Annotated in this window: 16 protein-coding genes; 8 read left to right on the top strand and 8 right to left on the bottom strand. The window is 50.3% G+C overall.

The features are described from left to right. Positions 1 to 36 precede the first annotated feature (36 nt). The 6 genes from motA (at position 37) to C8N30_RS08510 (ending at position 7,653) form a co-directional block, all read left to right on the top strand. The gene (gene motA, locus C8N30_RS08535; RefSeq protein ID WP_025064085.1) at positions 37 to 906 is read left to right on the top strand and encodes a flagellar motor stator protein MotA; all 870 of its coding nucleotides are present in this window, start codon (positions 37 to 39) and stop codon (positions 904 to 906) included. Continuing rightward, positions 903 to 3,152: a hypothetical protein gene (locus C8N30_RS08530; RefSeq protein ID WP_025064084.1), complete on the top strand. Its 2,250-nt coding sequence runs from the start codon at positions 903 to 905 to the stop codon at positions 3,150 to 3,152. The genes motA and C8N30_RS08530 overlap by 4 nt, the downstream gene beginning before the upstream one ends. A gap of 169 nt (positions 3,153 to 3,321) precedes the next feature. Beyond that, positions 3,322 to 5,400, top strand: a complete 2,079-nt coding sequence (gene flhA, locus C8N30_RS08525; RefSeq protein WP_025064083.1) for a flagellar biosynthesis protein FlhA — start codon at positions 3,322 to 3,324, stop codon at positions 5,398 to 5,400. Next, the gene (locus C8N30_RS08520; RefSeq protein WP_025064082.1) at positions 5,397 to 6,170 is read left to right on the top strand and encodes a flagellar biosynthetic protein FliR; all 774 of its coding nucleotides are present in this window, start codon (positions 5,397 to 5,399) and stop codon (positions 6,168 to 6,170) included. Before flhA ends, C8N30_RS08520 begins: the two co-directional genes overlap by 4 nt. Continuing rightward, on the top strand, positions 6,167 to 7,249 hold the full coding sequence (locus tag C8N30_RS08515; RefSeq protein ID WP_025064081.1) for an EscU/YscU/HrcU family type III secretion system export apparatus switch protein: 1,083 nt from the start codon (positions 6,167 to 6,169) through the stop codon (positions 7,247 to 7,249). The genes C8N30_RS08520 and C8N30_RS08515 overlap by 4 nt, the downstream gene beginning before the upstream one ends. Further along, positions 7,246 to 7,653: a hypothetical protein gene (locus C8N30_RS08510; RefSeq protein WP_025064080.1), complete on the top strand. Its 408-nt coding sequence runs from the start codon at positions 7,246 to 7,248 to the stop codon at positions 7,651 to 7,653. Before C8N30_RS08515 ends, C8N30_RS08510 begins: the two co-directional genes overlap by 4 nt. A 221-nt stretch (positions 7,654 to 7,874) precedes the next feature. Here C8N30_RS08510 and C8N30_RS08505 read toward each other — a convergent pair whose 3' ends face one another. After that, a complete protein-coding gene (locus tag C8N30_RS08505) occupies positions 7,875 to 8,294 on the bottom strand; it encodes a zinc ribbon domain-containing protein (protein WP_025064079.1) in 420 nt (139 codons plus the stop codon). A 484-nt stretch (positions 8,295 to 8,778) separates the two neighbouring features. On the opposite strand from C8N30_RS08505, the gene C8N30_RS08500 reads away from it, so the two are divergent. Then, positions 8,779 to 9,120, top strand: coding sequence for a hypothetical protein (locus C8N30_RS08500; protein ID WP_025064078.1), 342 nt, complete (start codon positions 8,779 to 8,781; stop codon positions 9,118 to 9,120). A gap of 159 nt (positions 9,121 to 9,279) precedes the next feature. Here the strand turns inward: C8N30_RS08500 and C8N30_RS19935 are convergent, their stop codons facing one another. Together C8N30_RS19935 and C8N30_RS08490 are read right to left on the bottom strand one after the other, a co-directional pair. Further along, positions 9,280 to 9,411: a transposase gene (locus C8N30_RS19935; protein ID WP_409373592.1), complete on the bottom strand. Its 132-nt coding sequence runs from the start codon at positions 9,409 to 9,411 to the stop codon at positions 9,280 to 9,282. Then, positions 9,411 to 9,755 (bottom strand): transposase, encoded by a 345-nt coding sequence (locus C8N30_RS08490; protein WP_170151165.1) that lies wholly within the window; start codon positions 9,753 to 9,755, stop codon positions 9,411 to 9,413. Before C8N30_RS08490 ends, C8N30_RS19935 begins: the two co-directional genes overlap by 1 nt. A gap of 898 nt (positions 9,756 to 10,653) precedes the next feature. Between C8N30_RS08490 and C8N30_RS08485 the strand changes: the two genes are divergently transcribed. Continuing rightward, a complete protein-coding gene (locus C8N30_RS08485) occupies positions 10,654 to 11,709 on the top strand; it encodes an AbrB family transcriptional regulator (RefSeq protein ID WP_037968038.1) in 1,056 nt (351 codons plus the stop codon). Positions 11,710 to 12,299: 590 nt separating this feature from the next. Here C8N30_RS08485 and C8N30_RS08475 read toward each other — a convergent pair. The 5 genes from C8N30_RS08475 to C8N30_RS08455 all read right to left on the bottom strand — a co-directional run bounded on the left by C8N30_RS08475 (position 12,300) and on the right by C8N30_RS08455 (position 18,251). Further along, positions 12,300 to 12,692: a hypothetical protein gene (locus C8N30_RS08475; protein ID WP_051567307.1), complete on the bottom strand. Its 393-nt coding sequence runs from the start codon at positions 12,690 to 12,692 to the stop codon at positions 12,300 to 12,302. 1,328 nt (positions 12,693 to 14,020) lie between these two features. Continuing rightward, a complete protein-coding gene (locus C8N30_RS08470) occupies positions 14,021 to 14,635 on the bottom strand; it encodes an ABC-type transport auxiliary lipoprotein family protein (protein WP_025064073.1) in 615 nt (204 codons plus the stop codon). A 6-nt stretch (positions 14,636 to 14,641) separates the two neighbouring features. After that, positions 14,642 to 16,357: an MCE family protein gene (locus C8N30_RS08465; protein WP_025064072.1), complete on the bottom strand. Its 1,716-nt coding sequence runs from the start codon at positions 16,355 to 16,357 to the stop codon at positions 14,642 to 14,644. Beyond that, on the bottom strand, positions 16,357 to 17,148 hold the full coding sequence (locus tag C8N30_RS08460) for an ABC transporter ATP-binding protein (RefSeq protein WP_025064071.1): 792 nt from the start codon (positions 17,146 to 17,148) through the stop codon (positions 16,357 to 16,359). Before C8N30_RS08460 ends, C8N30_RS08465 begins: the two co-directional genes overlap by 1 nt. Next, positions 17,148 to 18,251, bottom strand: coding sequence for an ABC transporter permease (locus C8N30_RS08455; protein WP_025064070.1), 1,104 nt, complete (start codon positions 18,249 to 18,251; stop codon positions 17,148 to 17,150). The genes C8N30_RS08460 and C8N30_RS08455 overlap by 1 nt, the downstream gene beginning before the upstream one ends. Between the last annotated feature and the right edge of the window lie 21 nt (positions 18,252 to 18,272).

Genomic DNA, 18,272 nt, shown 5'->3' with positions numbered 1-18,272 from the left:
GCAGAAAAAAATTCAAACGGTTAATTGGGGCGATATATGATCGGCATTATCGGTATTATCACGATTTTAGTGATGGTTTTTGGAGGATATCTCCTTGCGGGCGGCAAGATGGGCATAATTTTGAAAGCGCTTCCTTTTGAGGCAATTATGATTTGCGGGGCTGCCCTTGGTGCCTTTCTAATTAGTAATGACGGACCTGCCATCAAACATACAATGAAAGATATGGGCAAGGTATTCAAAGGACCCAAATGGAAGCATCAGGATTACACCGATCTGCTGTGCCTTCTGTTCGAGCTGATCCGCCTTGCCCGCCAAAACCCTGTTGCTGTTGAGGAACATATTGAGGGGCCAGAGGAGTCATCAATATTTACAAAATACCCACGCATTTTAAAAGACAAGGAAGCCATCGCGCTCATCTGCGACACAATGCGCTCTGCATCCATGAACTACGATGACCCCCACCAAGTGGAAGAGGTTCTTGAGAAGAGAATCGATGCAAACCGTGAACATGCTATGCACTCAAGCCACGCCTTACAGGTTATCGCTGACGGCCTTCCGGCATTAGGGATCGTTGCGGCTGTTTTGGGCATCATCAAAACGATGGGGTCTATCGATCAACCCCCGGAGGTTCTGGGTAAACTGATTGGCGGCGCTTTGGTTGGGACGTTCCTAGGTGTTTTTCTCGCGTACGGTTTCGTTGGTCCGTTCGCGGCAAAAGTAAGCGACGTAACAAAAGATGAAGCAAATTTCTACCAGTTAATTCGCGAGGTTCTGGTCGCCAACCTAAATAACCACGCTACCAATATTTGCATTGAAGTGGGACGCCAAAATACACCATCACACTGTCGGCCAAGTTACAGTGAACTGGAAGACGCACTCAAAGCTCTCAAGCAGTCTGCCGCATGAAAAAAATTGTATTCTTTTTGGTTATGCTCGTGATGGGGATAGAAGCTGCACAAGCGCAACAACTGGTCGTGCGCTCAGGTGATCATCCAACTTTCAGCCGCATCACAATACCCATCCCCGTTTTGCAATCGTGGAATGCACAAACAACTGCTGAAGGAGTGAAGATCTCTCTTATCGGGTTTTCGGGGGGATTTGATATCAGTGGGGTTTTTGCAAGAATGCAGGCTAATCGGATCTCCAGCATCGATATTACAGGAGACTCGTTGCTGCTAACTCTTAACTGTGATTGCAGCGCAAAAGCATTTCGCAGCGGCCCCTTACTTGTCATTGATGTCGGTGATCCCGGATCTGTCTTCACAACTCAACTTCTAGATGCTGAAAACATGAACGCGGAATCAAAAAAAAATACCACTAATCTTGCAGCGGCAGACGCAGTTCTACCCTGGATGGCCAGAACCTCTAGTCAAGGGATTCAGCGTTCTCCAAATAATCCTGTTATAGCCTCCATGACGGACACATATTTTTCGAAAGATAGAAGTACCAGTCTGCTCCGAGAAATCCAGGATAGTCTTACTCGAGAAATAGCAAATGCAGCAAGCGCTGGTCTGCTTAAGAGTAATTACTCAGCAAAAATTGGACATTCTTCAGATATTATTGAAAAATATGTAGAAAAGGAAGCTAAAGAAAATTCTGCAGTTGAAAACAAGTTAAACTATTTTAGGAACATAAAAATTACAGATAGTATGGACCGACTGGAACGACTAGAGATAGATCCAACAAGCTTTTCTGGTGGAGCGACCTGCCCTAAAGATAGCTTATCGGAAATCGGCACTTGGGGAGATGAAAGAAATTTCTCTGCACAGATTGGTCAAGCACGAAATATACTAGTTGATGCACGAGACGGATTAAATCGCGAAGCGATAAAAGCTCTGGCTCAAAATTACCTATATTTCGGCTTTGGCGCAGAAGCTGTAAACACCCTCAAACTCGACACTTCTTTAATGGATAAACATCCCGAACTGGTAGAAATTGCAAGTATCATGGACGGTCAAACGGCAAACCGTTCCGGAGTTTTCAAGCATTTTACAGATTGCCCGTCAAATGCAGCACTTTGGGCGATTTTGAGCTTTGATAAAATTCTGCCTGAAGCTCTTGTTAACACTAACGCAATCCTAGAAGCATTAAACAAACTTCCAAACCATTTGCGGCAGGTTTTAGCTCCAGCTGTCAGCAGCAGATTATTGGCATACGGCGATTCGTCAAATGCTGCTGCTGCGCTGCGCACTGTTGAACGACTTCCTGAGTCTTTGGGATCAAATTCTCTTTTAGCACAGGCAGATATTGCCAATGAAACAGGTCATTCATCAGAGAATATATTAGGGGAAATAGTTGGGCATAATAACGAGCAATCTCCTTACGCACTCATAAAACTAGTCGAAGGAAAGCTTGCACGAAGAGAACCTCTTTCAAAAAAAACCACACAGCTTGTTGAAGCATATGCACAAGAACTCCGCGGCACAGAGATTGGTAATAAAATGCATAAAATTCACATTATCGCCTTAAGCCAATCTAATCACTTTGATGAGGCTTTTGATTACCTTCATTCACATATTGGATCTCTCTCTCCAGAGAGTGTCATTGAACTTCATCAAGAAATATTAGAACAACTTACCAAAACCAGCGAAGATGTCGAGTTCTTAGAAGCTATATTCGCGCATGAAATGCATTTAACCAGGAGCCTGCAAAATAGCACAAAGTTTTCAATCATAGATAGATTGGCAGATCTTGGTTTTGCATCATTGGCTCAGGAAATCCTTTCTACCGTGCCAGACGACCCACGCACTAAAGACAGGCAAATTCTTGCTGCAAGGGTGGCAATTTTATTAAACCAGCCCTTTCAGGCCCAGGCAGCTCTGATCGGGATCGAGGGAGTAGAGGCGGAACTTATCTTGGCACAGGCAAAACAGATGACTGGTGCATATGCAGAAGCGGCGAAACTATATTCAAATAATGACGCCAATCAGCAAGCTGCTGAGGCCGGATGGCTCTCCGATGATTGGCGCGCGCTAACGTCCGCAGATTCGCAAGGCTTCGGAGCGATAGCAGAACTTGCAAATATTCAGGCTAGCGACGCTGAAATAGGACCGCTGGCACGTGCCAATATTGCTCTCGAAGAGAGTAATAAAATGCGCGGCGCGATTGATCAATTGTTGCAAGATTCTACTGTTGGCATCTCATTTGATTAGAAAGAATATTTTCTTATTGAGAAATAATAAACCCTTACGTCGTATCCTATACCTCATCCGCAGAATGCGGAAAATATGAGGTGTTGAATAGTGGTATACTGGTCTTCTTTGAGTTTCTCTGATCCTTTGGCAGAGCGCGCGCCAGTCACTTCTAATACTGGAATTTAGCATGAAGTTCTCAATAAGTGCCTTTTATCAACCTACAGTGCTCTTAACTGTTGGGCTGATGATGATCATCGTCATGATGATTTTGCCAATGCCAGCATGGATTCTGGATATTGGCCTTGCTGCATCATTCGCGCTTGCGATCCTGATGTTCACAGTCACACTGTTTATTGAGCGGCCACTAGATTTTTCCGCCTTTCCTACGATCCTGCTTGCCTCGCTTATGCTGCGGCTTTCCCTAAACGTTTCCTCAACCAAGCTAATTATTGGCGAAGGGCATACGGGTACAGATGCTGCCGGAGAGGTGATTCAGGGTTTCGCTCAATTTGTCATGGGCGGTTCGGTCTTTTTGGGCCTCGTCGTGTTTTTGGTCCTACTGATAGTAAATTTCATGGTGATCAATAAGGGTGCTACACGGATGGCTGAAGTCGGGGCAAGGTTTGCGCTTGATGGCATGCCCGGCAAGCAAATGGCCATCGACAGTGATATGTCTGCAGGTGCAATCACCCATGCCGAAGCAAAGGAGAGACGCGCGCGCGAGCAACAGGAAACAACATTTTTCGGCTCGCTAGACGGGGCTTCGAAATTTGTCAAAGGGGATGCCATCGCAGGGTTGTTGATCACACTTCTCAACTTGGTTGCAGGCTTGATCATGGGAACGCTTATTCATGGTATGCCATTAGGCGCAGCCTTTGAAACCTACGCGATTTTAACTGTAGGTGATGGCCTCGTTTCACAAATCCCGGCTGTTATAATTTCGATCGCATCAGCACTGCTGCTCGCACGCGGGGGGGCGCACGGATCTACCGATCTTGCAATGTTTTCCCAACTCAGCAAACACCCCGCCGCACTAGCGACTGTCGCTTGTCTCATGACGCTTTTTGCTTTGGTTCCCGGCATGCCGTTTCTTCCTTTCATGGCCGGTGCTATTAGTTTGGGATATTTATCATTTCGAATGTACAAAAAGGCCAAAACAGCTACGGTCGAAACGACTAAAACTGAGGTAGCGCCAAAGCAGCACCACAAACCACTAGGTGATGTGCTGGAGCTTGACGACATTCATGTTGAATTCGCACCAGATCTTGTAAGCATGGTGCTTGATCCCGGGACCGGTCTTGATGCGCGGATTATAAACATGAGGACCCATGTCGCATCTGTCTTTGGAATTATTTTACCAGAAATCCGACTAACTGATAATCCCGGCTTACCTCTAGGAACTTATCTGCTTCGCATCCAAGGCGTTGAACAAGCTCGCGCTGTGCTGAATCCAAATCAAGTTTTGGCTCTTGCCCCAGAAAACGCCGACAGTCTCCCCGCGGGAATTGATACCGTTGAGCCGGTCTACGGTGCCCCTGCCCGGTGGATCAACGATAGTGAACAAGAAATGGCTGCAATCGCGGGTATCACAATTGTCACTCCTGCCGAGGTGCTCGCGACACATTTGCTCGAGGTTGTTAAGCGTAACTTTCCGCGCTTGTTGACGCTTAAATCACTGCGCCGACTTCTGGATGAAATGGTGAATATTTCCTCGCCTACGCGTGCCGATGCAAATCGTAAGCTCCTCGATGAGCTAATCCCGGAAAAAGTGCCGATTGATATTTTGCATTCTGTACTCCGCCTACTTGTGGCCGAGCAAGTTTCAATCCGTAATCTACCGTTGATCCTCGAAGCAACTGCCGAAGCGCGTGGCCACAATGCACAGCCCGAAGCCATTTGTGAACTGGTCCGTCAGAGGCTGGGCTTTCAGCTAGTAGCAGAGATACGCCGTGATGACGGGACCCTTCCCCTCGTACAACTTGCACCAGAGTGGGAAGATACGTTCAGTGCCTATCAGGTAGACGCCGAACGGGGACTAGATATTGCCTTACCGCCCGATCTATTCAACTTACTCGCTGACGGTGTCTCTCAAAAATTAAACGACGCTAACAAAAATGGAATATTTCCTGCAATCGTCACCAACACACGGCGCCGGCGATTTGTGCAGACCGTGATGCGCGCAAAGGGGATCACCTCGCCAGTATTATCTTTCGAGGAAATTGGAATTGAAGCACGGCCCTCTCTGGTCGGTGTTGTGCCTGCATGAACGGCGCATTGGCCGAGCTTTTAACGATGACAAACGCGATGCTATGGCAGAGCTTTGCTGTGTTTTTGCGCGTAAGTGCATTGGTGAGTCTGCTTCCCGCATTTGGTGAGCAATCGGTGCCTGCACGTATCAAACTTGGGATCGCCTTCGCATTTACGATGGTCGTTGCTCCTGCCGTTGTGGCCACCACTTTATCGGTGAAACTTGATTCAATTGTATGGTTGACCCTGACCGAAATCCTAGCAGGTCTTGCTCTGGGCATCGGGATTAGGTTGTTCGTCCTAGCGCTGCAGACAGCAGGCTCCATCGCAGCGCAATCAACATCCCTCGCGCAAATCCTTGGAGGGGCTGTAGCAGAGCCTGTTCCGGCAATGGGCCACATTCTGGTAATGGGCGGGCTCGCGTTGGCAGTGATGACTGGGCTCCACGTACGCGTAGCAGAACTCATTATATTTTCTTATGAGATACTCCCCATGGGCCGTCTTCCCTCTGGGGCAGACGTAGCGGAGTGGGGGGTAGGTCAAATACGCCGCGCATTTTCCCTCGCCTTTACGCTGGCTGCCCCCTTTGTCATTCTTTCAGTCCTTTATAATCTCGCACTAGGAGTCATTAATAAAGCTATGCCGCAGTTGATGGTCGCATTCGTGGGTGCGCCTGTCATAACCGCGGGTGGTTTGATGCTGCTGTGCTTAGCGGCTCCGCTGCTTATCGAAACGTGGTTGAATGCGCTCAACACCTTCATCTCGAACCCGTTGGCACCAATTCCGTGAGTGACGAAGATGACGCAGACAAGTCTTATGATGCGACGCCGCAAAAGCTTTCGGAGGCACGTAAGAAAGGAGACGTAGCAAAATCGACCGATCTGCTCACGGCGGTTTCATATCTTGGATTACTAATTGCACTTTTAGCCGCCGGCACCAGTGGATTGTCACAAGTAGGCACCGCCCTCATGACGCTGCTTGATCAATCCTCAAATCTGGCACCGCTTTTTTTCAAAAGAGGTGAACCTGTGCCGGCAGCAGCAATCATGCAATCAATCGCTTGGGGGATGGCGCCGATATTTGCGTTGCCTACTATTGGCGTGATTCTCGCACTGTTCGCACAGCAGGCATGGGTTTTCGCCCCTAGCAAACTTGAGCCAAAGCTTAGCCGCATATCCATCATCTCAAACGCCAAGAATAAATTCGGGCGGGACGGAATTTTCGAATTTTTGAAAAGCTTTGTAAAATTGACGATTTTTTCTATCTGTCTGGGGGTCTTCATTAGGGTCTGGTTATCTGAAATGATTGGGGTTCTACAAACAAACCCACAAACAGCTATCACGCTATTATTTAAGATTTGCACAGAATTCTTAATGGTTGTTGCCGTCGTCTCGGGCGTAATTGGTGGGGTGGACGCACTTTGGCAGCATGCTTCCCACATGCGCAAAAACCGGATGTCGCGCAAGGAGCTTACCGATGAGGCGAAAAACAGCGAGGGTGACCCCCACCTAAAACAAGAACGCCGGCAGCGCGCACTCGCAGCATCGCAAAACCAGATGATGAAGGACGTGCCCTCTGCCGATGTGATTATCGTTAACCCGACACATTACGCTGTCGCCCTCAAATGGAGCCGCCTTCCAGGAGAAGCACCAATTTGTGTAGCTAAAGGTGTCGATGAAATTGCGGCCACCATCCGCCGGATCGGAGCGCAAGCCGGCGTCCCGATTCATTCGGATCCCCCTACCGCACGCGCCTTGCATGCTGCTGTCGAACTGGGTTCGCAAATTCGTCATGACGATTATGCTCCCGTTGCCGCAGCAATCCGTTTTGCCGAAGAAATGCGCCGCCGCGCGAAAGGAAAGCGATGAGCATACTGAGCGATCTTGCTATGATGCAAAAACTAGTGGACGTAAAATACCGCCAGCAGCAGGAGAGCTTTGGCAGATTGATACTACAAGAGAACAGATTGCGTAGTTCCTTGCGTCAACTGGACGAGAACTTGGCAGAAAGTCGGGCAATACACGATGAACCGCTCAGAGCGATCGGTGCCGATATTGCGTGGCAGGCATGGGTTGGACGGAAAAAGCGTGAATTGAATCTTCAGTTGGCAAAAATATTGGCCGTTAAAGAGCGCCGTATTTCTCAAGTTCGAAAAGCCTATGGAAAGGTCTTGGTGACAAATTCGCTCATTGATCAGGTTGGTAAAGAGCAATCACAGAAAAAAGTGTGTTCAGAGCTGGCCTCCATAATAAGTGTTTTTGGCGCAAAATAATTCAGTTTAAGATTAGCGCGCTATGCTTAGAGTAAGATGGTCGGAAAATGGGGCGCGCCCATTCCTATGGTAGAGGAATGGGCCTGACATCCATGCGACAGAGTTAACTACCATGCCATGTGAACGTATCATCATTAGTACTTCTAATTTAGCAAATCAAATACGATACGGAGAATCCTTAATGCTGCTCCCTTCGAAGATCACCGCTCGAAGCATGGTGTTCATCCAGCTGACACATCCGCCACTAAATGTGGTGGCTGAGAATTCCGTGCCATAAGCACATCCAAAGCTGCGGCGGCGGTCCGATAGTAGGAACTGCCAAGCACCTTGGCGAAAATTACCGGATCCCCGGTAGTGACACGCTCCAAGCGACGTTGAACAGTCAAGCGGAGGCTTTCTGCTTTTGTGATACACGCAGACCGATCCAAAGCGGAAAATCCGCTTTTCAGATTGCGCGCTACATTCACGTCAGCATTGATCTCGTGTCCGCAAGAGCGGCAGGAGAATTTCGACTGAGAGCTATGAATCGCCTTTGCAAAGAAGCCACAGTCCGAGCATGTCTTTGAAGAATAGACCGAGCGCACCTCGTCAAAGGTGATGTCGAAATGCTCTTTTAGATCGTTAAGTTTGTCGCGAGCCACCTTTCTGGCCAGATCAGGCCAAAATTCAGTGACAGTTTTTCACCCAAAGACTGATAGGCCATTCGGGTGTCGCCAAACGGCTTTTGCATGTCAGTGACGATTTCACCACCTCTGCCGCGATCCGCTCCGTGCTAGATGATCTGGACAGTCTTGACGAACGTGCCGCTGCGATGTTCGAAATTGTCGTATGACTTTAAGGGCACTTGGATAGTGACCTGATTTAGCTTTGGTTTACTGTTCTTTCCAACGCGAACCGCATGCCGTGGATGCCGACCTGCAAGTCCGCTAGCATGTCCCTTTTGGCTCACTGATGGATGACCACCTTTGATCAATGCAAGGGTTCAGGCGATTGAATCTTGGCTGCCGATCACGGGGCAGAACAGCGCCCATAGAGGACCACGCAAACGACGAATGTCGACAAGGATTTCAACGTCGGGCATTTCTTTATCTTACCGAAGAATACCGGTTCAGCCCAGAACCAGACATGCACCTTGTTGCTGGTCAGCAACTGGTGGGGTGTGATGCCATCGACGTGGGATGCGACCACTATTTCCCGAAAGTCATTCGCTCGGTTCTCGATGAAGCTCTCAAGCTGGCCGACGATCTGATAGCGGAGCATCTGCTCCGCTCGGGGTCAATCATCGCCTTTACTCGGGGAAAGGCGCACGAAGCGTTTCTCTGCTTCAGCAGAAAACATCTTTTTGAAACGACCTATCTGAATGAAAAACTCCCATTGATCTGCCGCTATATCCGGTGCGGCTGCGCAGAACGCACTTCGTGCAACACAGAGATCTTGCCAGCGTTGGCGTTCGGAAAAGGCAGATGATCGCACCGTTTCATACTAGTGATATTGTCAATAAAGCGAAAATCAGAAGTAAAGGCAGCTATGTGGACGAATTATTTCGGCATAAGAAGCCGAAATTCCGGAGCAGGAGAAGACGGATGATATCGCCTCTTGATGACTGCATTTTCGCCGGTTGTGGCGCTATGATATCTCATCAAGATAGCGATCCAGATGCTTCTGACTAATCCGGTGCCAAACCCTGATGACTGCGCGCCGGATCTCGCTGTGGATACCCTCTGCAGTATTAGTGTGTGCGTCTAAGCCGAGACCTATCAGATCTTGGGCGTCAATCTTTTGACAGAACCCCTCACTGTCAGATGGTGATCGCCATCCGCCACTTTGCGGTGGGCTGCTAATGAATACGCAGAGATGACGGCATAATCTTTGATGTATCCGGAGGATGCAGATTTGACTGCTTCGGTTGAGTGACTTCTGATGCGGCTCAAGATCGTGCTGCCACCACGCTCAACCATGGCCAGACCCAGAGGCCTGTGCGGACCTCTACCTGTTTTTATACTGGTGGGGCCTCCACCATGCTTCTGAAAAGGTGCTGCTTCTACGTACACTTCATCCATCTCGCCCACACCTGAAAGAACAATATCGCGATCTTGTATCATGGTGCGAATACGCTGACCAAGGTGCCATGCCACTTTGTACCTGATGCCTGGCATCTCAGAGATGCGTTCTGGCAGAGATGCCCTTGCTCAGTGAAACAATAGGCCAGATTGCACACATCCACTGCCCAAAAGGAGGCTTTGTGCGATGCATTGCCGCTCCGCTCGTCTAGGAAAATTACTTTTTATATGAGACGCAAGTGAAAACCCCTTGCCGGGTCCGGTGCCGCACGAAGGTGCACCCTGCTCCCTCAGTAGCTTAGCAATATGGACAGATTTAACATGCCGGAACGCGAAGCGTTTCTACAAATGTCCGGCACTTGATTGGATCAAGGACGATCTTCTCAATTCGCGCTAAAATAATGTTATTTCTTTTGCTGTTTCCAACAAAGCGCCGATATTGGCCACTTCATCTGAAACGGACATAAATCAATATGTATTGGTTGATGTGTCAGCGAGATAAGCGCGCAAAGCATTACCGCGCCTCCCCGCAGCGGCAATAGTGGGAGGCTCCAACGTACATGTCAGCACGGTTAAAATAAGCAAGACTACGATAGATATTGTTGAAGACATCATTTGCGCCGTGTGTTTACTGGCGGTAATCAGACGATAGTCACATAGTGCAAATGGACGTAGTTAGGCAGCGAAAACCCTATGCCAAAGGTACCGAGCTTTAAACTACTCGGCGAACATTGCGTGGCTATACTTTCTCGCACGTTGGACCCGAGTATGTGCGACCTAAAAGATAGTTCAACACGTGAGCAACCCATCCGGTTTGTCCCCTTCCGACTAGCAAGATGCAGCATAAATGTCCGAGAGTTGTCGATCAGATGGATCTAAAAATACGACACACGACTACCATCACACCGCTGCCCTTTTCAGATCCAGAAACTTTTACAGCATGAGAACCTACTTTTTAAGATCTCTCCAGCTTTCCCTCATACTTACGTTAGGGCTGTTTGGAGCGTTGATCGCACAGGCACTAGGTGTCCCTATTCCCTTCCTGATAGGGAGCCTGTTCACCAGCGCGGCGGTCTCTCTTACATATTATGCGCGCACGCAAAACCGCCTGTGGTTTCCACTTCTGCTTCGCAAAGCATTCATTGCGGTTATCGGTATCAAAATCGGCTCGACCTTCACTTCCGATGTGCTGGCAGAAGCTCCGAGCCTTTTGATCACGCTCACTGCGATGGTTGTATTTATCGCACTGGCCCAAGCTATTAACTATGCCGTCTTCCGGCATATCGGCCGCTACGACAAGGTGACAGCGCTCTATTCCGCCATGCCCGGCGGGCTGATCGAAGCCGTATCCCTTGGCGAGAAGGCGGGCGGCGATGTTGAAATGCTAAGCGTACAGCATTTTGTGCGGGTGATACTGGTCATCATTGCGGTGCCTGCGCTATTTTTAATTTTTACGGGTCAATCAGTAGGGAGTGCAGACGGGCAGATCATGCAAACCGTTCGGTCAGATTGGAAAGATTGGGCGATAATCGCCATATTAGTCCCTATCGGGATTTTTTTGGGCCAGCAGCTTCGATTGCCCGCCGCGCATTTGGTTGGTCCATTGCTTTTAACCGCAGCACTGCAAGGAACCGGCGCGATTGACCTGCACGGACCTGCAGAATTACTCAATATTGCACAGCTGATCGTTGGCGCAGGACTCGGTACGATGTTCGCACGCTCCACTATGCGCAGATTGGCGGCAGCGATGGGCTTGGGCATGATTTCTGTTGCGATCACGCTCGGTCTTTCGGCGGTATTCGCAGCGGTGCTGGCGCGCTGGGTTGCAATGCCATTTGGCGTTCTGCTGATCAGCTTTGCACCCGGTGGCGTGACCGAGATGAGCCTTGTCGCACTGAGCCTTGGAGTGAGCCCGGTTCTAGTCACAGCACACCATCTCTTTCGCATTGTTTTTACAGTCACGGTCGCAGGCGCGCTCAGCCGCCAGAAACACTAGAGCTCAACCAACCAGCTGTATTTTTAGACACATTAACTGGGCTTGCGGCGCGAGTTATAAAATGTCGAGCCTTACAGCAACAATCGAAACTGCGTTTGTGCATCGCGCCCGGATCTTCGTTTCAAGTCTGTTATTAGCTTAACTGTAGTCAGGGTAGACACCGCACACAGCATACCCTTTGAGATTGTCTCCATGGTCTCATCGACTGGCGCGGCGTGAACCACGCTGGTCCCAACAATTGTGAGAGCGAGAGAAGCGTGAATCCTGCACCAGTTACGAAACCGGTTTCGCCGTCGCAGCAGCGCCGAAAGGGCAGAGGCAAATACCGCCCACATCACGATAACACCCCAGATCGAAAAAAACGCGGGTGACATAAAAAAGCAAAGCGTCGATGACATCAGGTGAGCTGGTGATCCAGAGACAAATAACATGAACAGCAACCGCCAGCACGAGTGCAACGCTGATCCAGCGATGCAAGTACCGAGTGCGGCGAGCAGCTAAACGAGGCAAGTACCCCCAATAAGAGGCGGTTGAAGTAGCAAAAGCGCGATTTAGCGCCAGCGCGTTTCAACAAGTGACCCCATTGGGGATTAAGCGGGATGAAGAGTGAAATCAGCGTTCAAGCTTTTTGCGCGGAAATCTCGCATTACCGACGTCAAAAATATTGTTCCAAATGACGCATTGTCATACGCAAGGTGTGCATGCGCCGGCCCAAACGCAGGTACAATCTGCGGCATGTCCATACGAAACATGCCACTCTCATCAATGAGCGTGTCATCATGACTTTGCGGATCACGTTCCTGCCCTGCAAGGGTAGCGCCATCTTCTGCCCGCCCGACACTGTCAGAAATCCAGAACTCTCCGCCGCTTATCCAGTCAACGATCGGATCACAGGCGCGATAATTGTTAGATCTACCCTCCATTAAAGGCGTGGGAGCAAAACTTTGGGCTTGGGCTGGAACAAAAAGTCTAGCGTCAGCCATGCCGACGATAGCACCCGAGGTTACCAAAAGCGAACGGCGGCTAAAGCTGTATCCGGCCGTTGTCGTCCTCTTTTCTATCTTATCATATGCATCGTCTGGATTCACAAATTCAGGTTTCGCAATCTGTTTTCACGGGCCAATCTGCTAGTGTGATTGATACAACTAATGAAATTTATGTTGTGAATGCAAAATCGCTGAGGCGACCGTACTCAAACACAGCCCGCTTTGTCCAAGAAGGTACCTGTCCGATCTACGCCTGTGCCCGACACAAATGTCGCGGCGGGCCGCTGGCCTAACGGCGCACAGGAACTGCTCAATTCATAAGACAAGAGAGGTTCAGCCAGAGCCGCCCCATTTTGGCGGTATGATCGGCAATTTAGGACCCTCACGTCGCCATGGATGTTAAACCCGCTTGTCGTTGATATGCCGACCTGCGCCCACACCAAAGCCGCAATCTTGCGGTCGTCAGATCTTCCGAGCGCTCTTCGTCAACTCTCTCGCGGATTTATCGCCGTTGAGTGGATCGGTGCTAATCCAGAACATAGCAAACCCGTCGCTCCGAAACCTTGAACTCCCTACGCAAGTCGTGAATGCAGACCCGTTAAAGTGAGATACTAAGATTTTTCCCTATGCATTTTATGTGATGATCACCTTGTTCAACGTCAGTTGAAAACCACACGCCGCAGCCGCTCGTCTTCTTTGTGTAGCCGCTACGGGCTGTTCAGTTGTTGTGTGCCCTCTCGAAATCATGACGCGCTTAACCCTGCCGGGCAGTGGATTACGTCCGAATTATTTTTCTACTAGCAATAGGTTTGTCCAGGCACGCTGATCTGACGGGCGGCATCGATCTTGGGTATTCTTGCCCCGTCAAACTTCAACCCAGCGTAATTTTGAGGCGATCCTCTTGGCCCTGGATGATTTAACGTCGATCTCCGGACCTACGATTTACAAATTGCTGGAGCGGGCGATTTCAAAAAGGGGGATGCCCAAGATCGTGGCCTCTCTTTCGACGCCTCGGTGTGCCAACGCAAGACCTCGGATATCGCGTAACACTATAGTTTGCTGAAAAATCATTTCTGGCGACGGCAAGGTTAAACCGTACCGTATACGGTCTCCTTTTAAAGCTACCGGGTGCGACGTCTAGCTGATCGGAGGCTCCTCAGCTGCTTAGGTTCGAGCAAATACAATGGGTAATTCTAGCCCACAGGTGGGCGGAACAGAATTTATTAAAAACCGTGACGACCAACAAAGATGGTCCACCCGTCATTTAAATCTTAATCACTGCAAGCTTCTCAAACGATGAGCGAAGCCTGAAATATCTACACGGTTCAGAGCCTTTGAATGGCCCAATCGGACATTTCAGGCAGAAGTTCATTCAACAGTGACTGGAACTGTGCAACAATCACAGCGGGCTGATCTGATGCGCTTTGCTTCGACCCCGAAAAGCGCCGTGTTGCCACGACACTTTGCTCGCGATCATTGATTAAGGTCAAATCCAGATCAACGGCAACTTCGAAAATATCCTCACCGCGCGCGATCACCTCGAATGTATCGATCCGGACCAGCAATGCCGTATCGGGTACAGGACCAGCACCGCTGCGCCCCACGTAGCCGACACGGCCTGTATCAGCCACGGAACGGATGATCAGCAACTGAACCACAGCAGGCAACTCGTCACTCCAGCGGACATCCGGCAGATAAGTGATCGATGCGGGGTCTGGTTTAATCATTATCCGGTCACTCGTAAGCGCAGCGGACGCCTGCGGAACTGCCACAAGAAGCGTACGTTGGGTACTCCTGCCTTGTTTTGATCCCGAAGCAGGACGCAAATCATATGTGTCCAAAGGTTTTGCCGCATCATTCAATGATGTCAGGGTGGCGCACCCTCCAAGCCCTGCCATCATACCAACCAAAACCGTGCGGCGCATAAGTGTGTTCGTCATTTTTATCTATCTCCTATAGTCAGGCACGCGCCCATCCAGCAAAAAGCGGGCGGGATCACGCTCGATCCGTCGCGCCACATCGCCGAGCGTTTTAATAAGCGCGCGGGCCTCTGTAGTAAGCTGTGTGATTTCTGGCAGTCCTCTGTTGGCGAATGCGTCAATGCCGGGGGTGCTTTTGCTAACGGCCGCCTGTATCTGGCGCGCGACGGTATCGCTGCGTGCAATAAGGGCACGCAAATCCGATGTGATCTGCGGAATATCAGCGGTTACGTCGGTAACGGCCTTGCTGATATCAGCAGATGCCACACGCAAATCGGTCATCATCGGCCCAAGGTCGGTATCCAGAACCACAGTGGCCGCATCAAAGCTCGTCTGTGCAGAGCCGAGCGCGCTGTCTGCGATACCAAGCGTTGTGTCCAGCGCTGTGAGGCTGGTTTGCGCTTTTATGAAAAATCCGTTTGCAGATGTGATGGCCTGTTGCGTTTTTTCGGCAATCGGCTCGAACCGCTCGGTCAACCCGACCAGATTGGTAGCTACATCATCAACTGCCTTGTTCGCAGTTGTAACCCCCGTACGAATATCGGCCATGATCGCAGGCACATCATTTTCGATAGCAGTATTGATCGTGGCAATCGCAGCTTTGGCGTCCTCGATAACCACACGGGCCTCTGAAATCAGAAGAGCCCCATCACCCTCGACAAGAGTGTCAAAACTTTCCGAAGCCTCTGTAACCGCCAGAAAGGCTGTATTGGCTTCTTGCAGAGATATCTCAAGCTCTGACAATCTGGCGTTCAATAGATCTGCGGTTTGCGAAAATCCGTCAAGGGTCGCACCCGAGCGTGTCTGTAGATCCACGATGGCTGAATTCGTCCGCGTTGCCGCTTGAGATATTTTATCAAGTATATCAGTTACTTGGACAGTCAAAAGGGTCCGTGTCTGATCAAATGCCTCTTCGGCACTGCTGACTGCGCCTGCAGATCCGATCAAAAGTGTATCTGCGTTCTCGAATGTTTTTCTCGCAGCAGCCAGCGCAGTATCAGCTTGATCCAATGTAGTGACAACAGATGCGCCGATCCTGTCCAACCGCTGTGTGAAAACTGTGATCTGGGCGGTTGCTTCACGCACAGTGCCGGTGATGTCCGAGAAATCACCAAGCGCCTGGTCGAGTTTGCCCGAGGAAGTATCAATGTTGCGCAAGATGTTTGCGACGTGCGCTTGGTTTTCTGGTCCTGTCAAAGCTTGAAACTGTTGCAAAAGCTTCGTCGCCTCAATCAGGAGATCAGGAGCATCTTCGACCAGCGTCTGAACAGTCGAGCGCCGCGATGGAATAGTTAACAATCCTTGTGCATTCGCCACCAGAGGCGCTGCGGTTGGCGTACCACCCGACAGCGATATATAGGACACACCGGTTACTCCCTGCGACTGGAGTTGGGCAACTGTATCAGAACGGATAGGCACATCTGCCTCGATCTCGATTTGCGTAAACACTTTTGACGGATCCTGTTCCGAGATGCGCAAGTCAATGACCTTGCCCACTGAGATTCCATTGAACAGGACATCCCCCGACGCATCGAGGCCGGACACATCGTCAAACAAAATGCCGTAGGTTTGATATTGCTTGTTTACCTGAACGCTGGCGAGCCAAATGAAAAAGCCCAGCGTGCCCAGAATGGCAGCGAGGGTAAACACTCCGATCAGGATGTAATTCGCGCGGGTTTCCATCAGGGCGCTCCTTCCTTTTGTGCAGTAGATAACGCAGCGCGGGCGCGGGGACCGTTGAAATATTCATGCACCCAAGGATGATCCACTTGAAGCATCTCCTCCATCGTACCAACGGCCAGCACCTTTTGATCCGCAAGTACTGCAATCCGGTCGCAAATGGCGTGCAGGCTGTCGAGGTCATGCGTTACGAGAAAAACGGTGAGGCCCAGTGATGCCTGCAACTGCTTTATCAGGATGTCGAATGCCGCCGCTCCGATCGGATCAAGGCCCGCGGTAGGCTCATCCAGAAAAACAATCTCGGGGTCCATCGCAATAGCGCGTGCAAAACCTGCGCGTTTCCGCATTCCGCCCGACAGTTCAGACGGATATTTTGACATGGCGTTTTCAGGCAAGCCAACCATGCGGACCTTGATCCCTGCCAAAGTCTCGCGAAGATCATCAGGCAGGGTCAGTTGCTCGCGCATCGGTGCCTCGACATTCTGACGCACCGTAAGCGACGAGAACAGCGCGCCATCCTGAAACATCACCCCCCAGCGACGGCGCAACGCACGGTATTGCGCATCGGAATTTGTGCGCACCGTCTCTCCAAAAACTTCGATCTGGCCTTCGTTAGGCTCTAACAGGCCCACAATTGCACGCAGCAAAACAGATTTACCAGTGCCAGAGCCACCTACGACGCCAATGATCTCACCGCGCCTTACATCAAGGTCGAGACCGTTGTGAACAGTATGCGTGCCAAAGCGGGTGACGAGGCCGCGCACACGAATAATCGTCTCATCAGCCTTATCCATCACACGCCCACCACAGCAAAAAAGATTGAAAACATAGCGTCCATGACAATGACCATAAAGATCGACAGCACCACAGACGCAGAGGTCAATCGGCCGAGCGATTCTGCGTTGCCGCCAACTTTCATACCCTGATAGCACCCAATGATCCCAATAATCAGCGCAAAGAACGGCGCCTTGATCATGCCGACACCAAAATGCCAGACGTCAGTGTTGCTCACTAGCCGCGCCTGAAACACTGCGGGCGATACGCCTAGTTCGATCCAAGACATCAACGCCCCACCAACCAGTCCTGAGATATTCGCAATGAAGCCCAGCGCAGGGAGCATCAACACAAGTGCCAGCACACGCGGCACAACCAGAATAGTTACTGGATCAAGTCCAAGAGTGCGCATGGCGTCAATTTCTTCGCGCATTTTCATAGAGCCAATCGCAGCCGTAAAGGCTGAGCCAGAGCGGCCGGCGACAATGATGGAAGTCAACAAAATACCCAGCTCGCGTAGGATAGAAATAGCAATGAGGTCGACAACAAACACTTCTGCCCCGAATTGCCGCAACTGCGCCGATCCCTGAAATGCCAGAACAACGCCAATCAGAAATGCCATTAGGGCCACAATTGGCACAGCATTGACCCCGATTTCCTGACAGTGGTGAACGACAGACGTTAACCGCAGTCTGCTGGGGCGCCTAATGATCCCCCCAAGGGTTGCGATGACCTGGCCAAGAAACGATATCAATTCGATTGCCATACGCATCGCGAGAACCACTTTTTGACCAAAACCCTCAAAGCGGTCAGAGAGCGTCAGCGGCTTCTGTAGCACAACGCTGTCCGGCGGCATATTTTGTTCAACGGTTTGGATCAGTTGCGTTTGAGCCGCTGTAGCTCCCAGTACTTCCAAGCTCCGCCCCTGTTTCTCCGCTCCTTTTCGCCGCGAAACGATGAACCAGGCTCCAGCTGTGTCCATTTGGGAGAGTTCGGATATATCGATGCATGCAATATCAGCAGCCGCAACCAATGCTGCATTATCATGGATTTGCATTAAGGTATCTATCAGCAAAGACCCGTCGAGCTTGAGTGTGCCGTCAGTCAAGGATGCGCGGACGATCCTGTGTTCAAAGAAGTTTAC

The organism is Sulfitobacter guttiformis (genome assembly GCF_003610455.1).
Classification (GTDB): domain Bacteria; phylum Pseudomonadota; class Alphaproteobacteria; order Rhodobacterales; family Rhodobacteraceae; genus Sulfitobacter; species Sulfitobacter guttiformis.
Note: the sequence above shows the minus strand (reverse complement) of the source record. Positions and strands in the feature narration are given on the sequence as shown.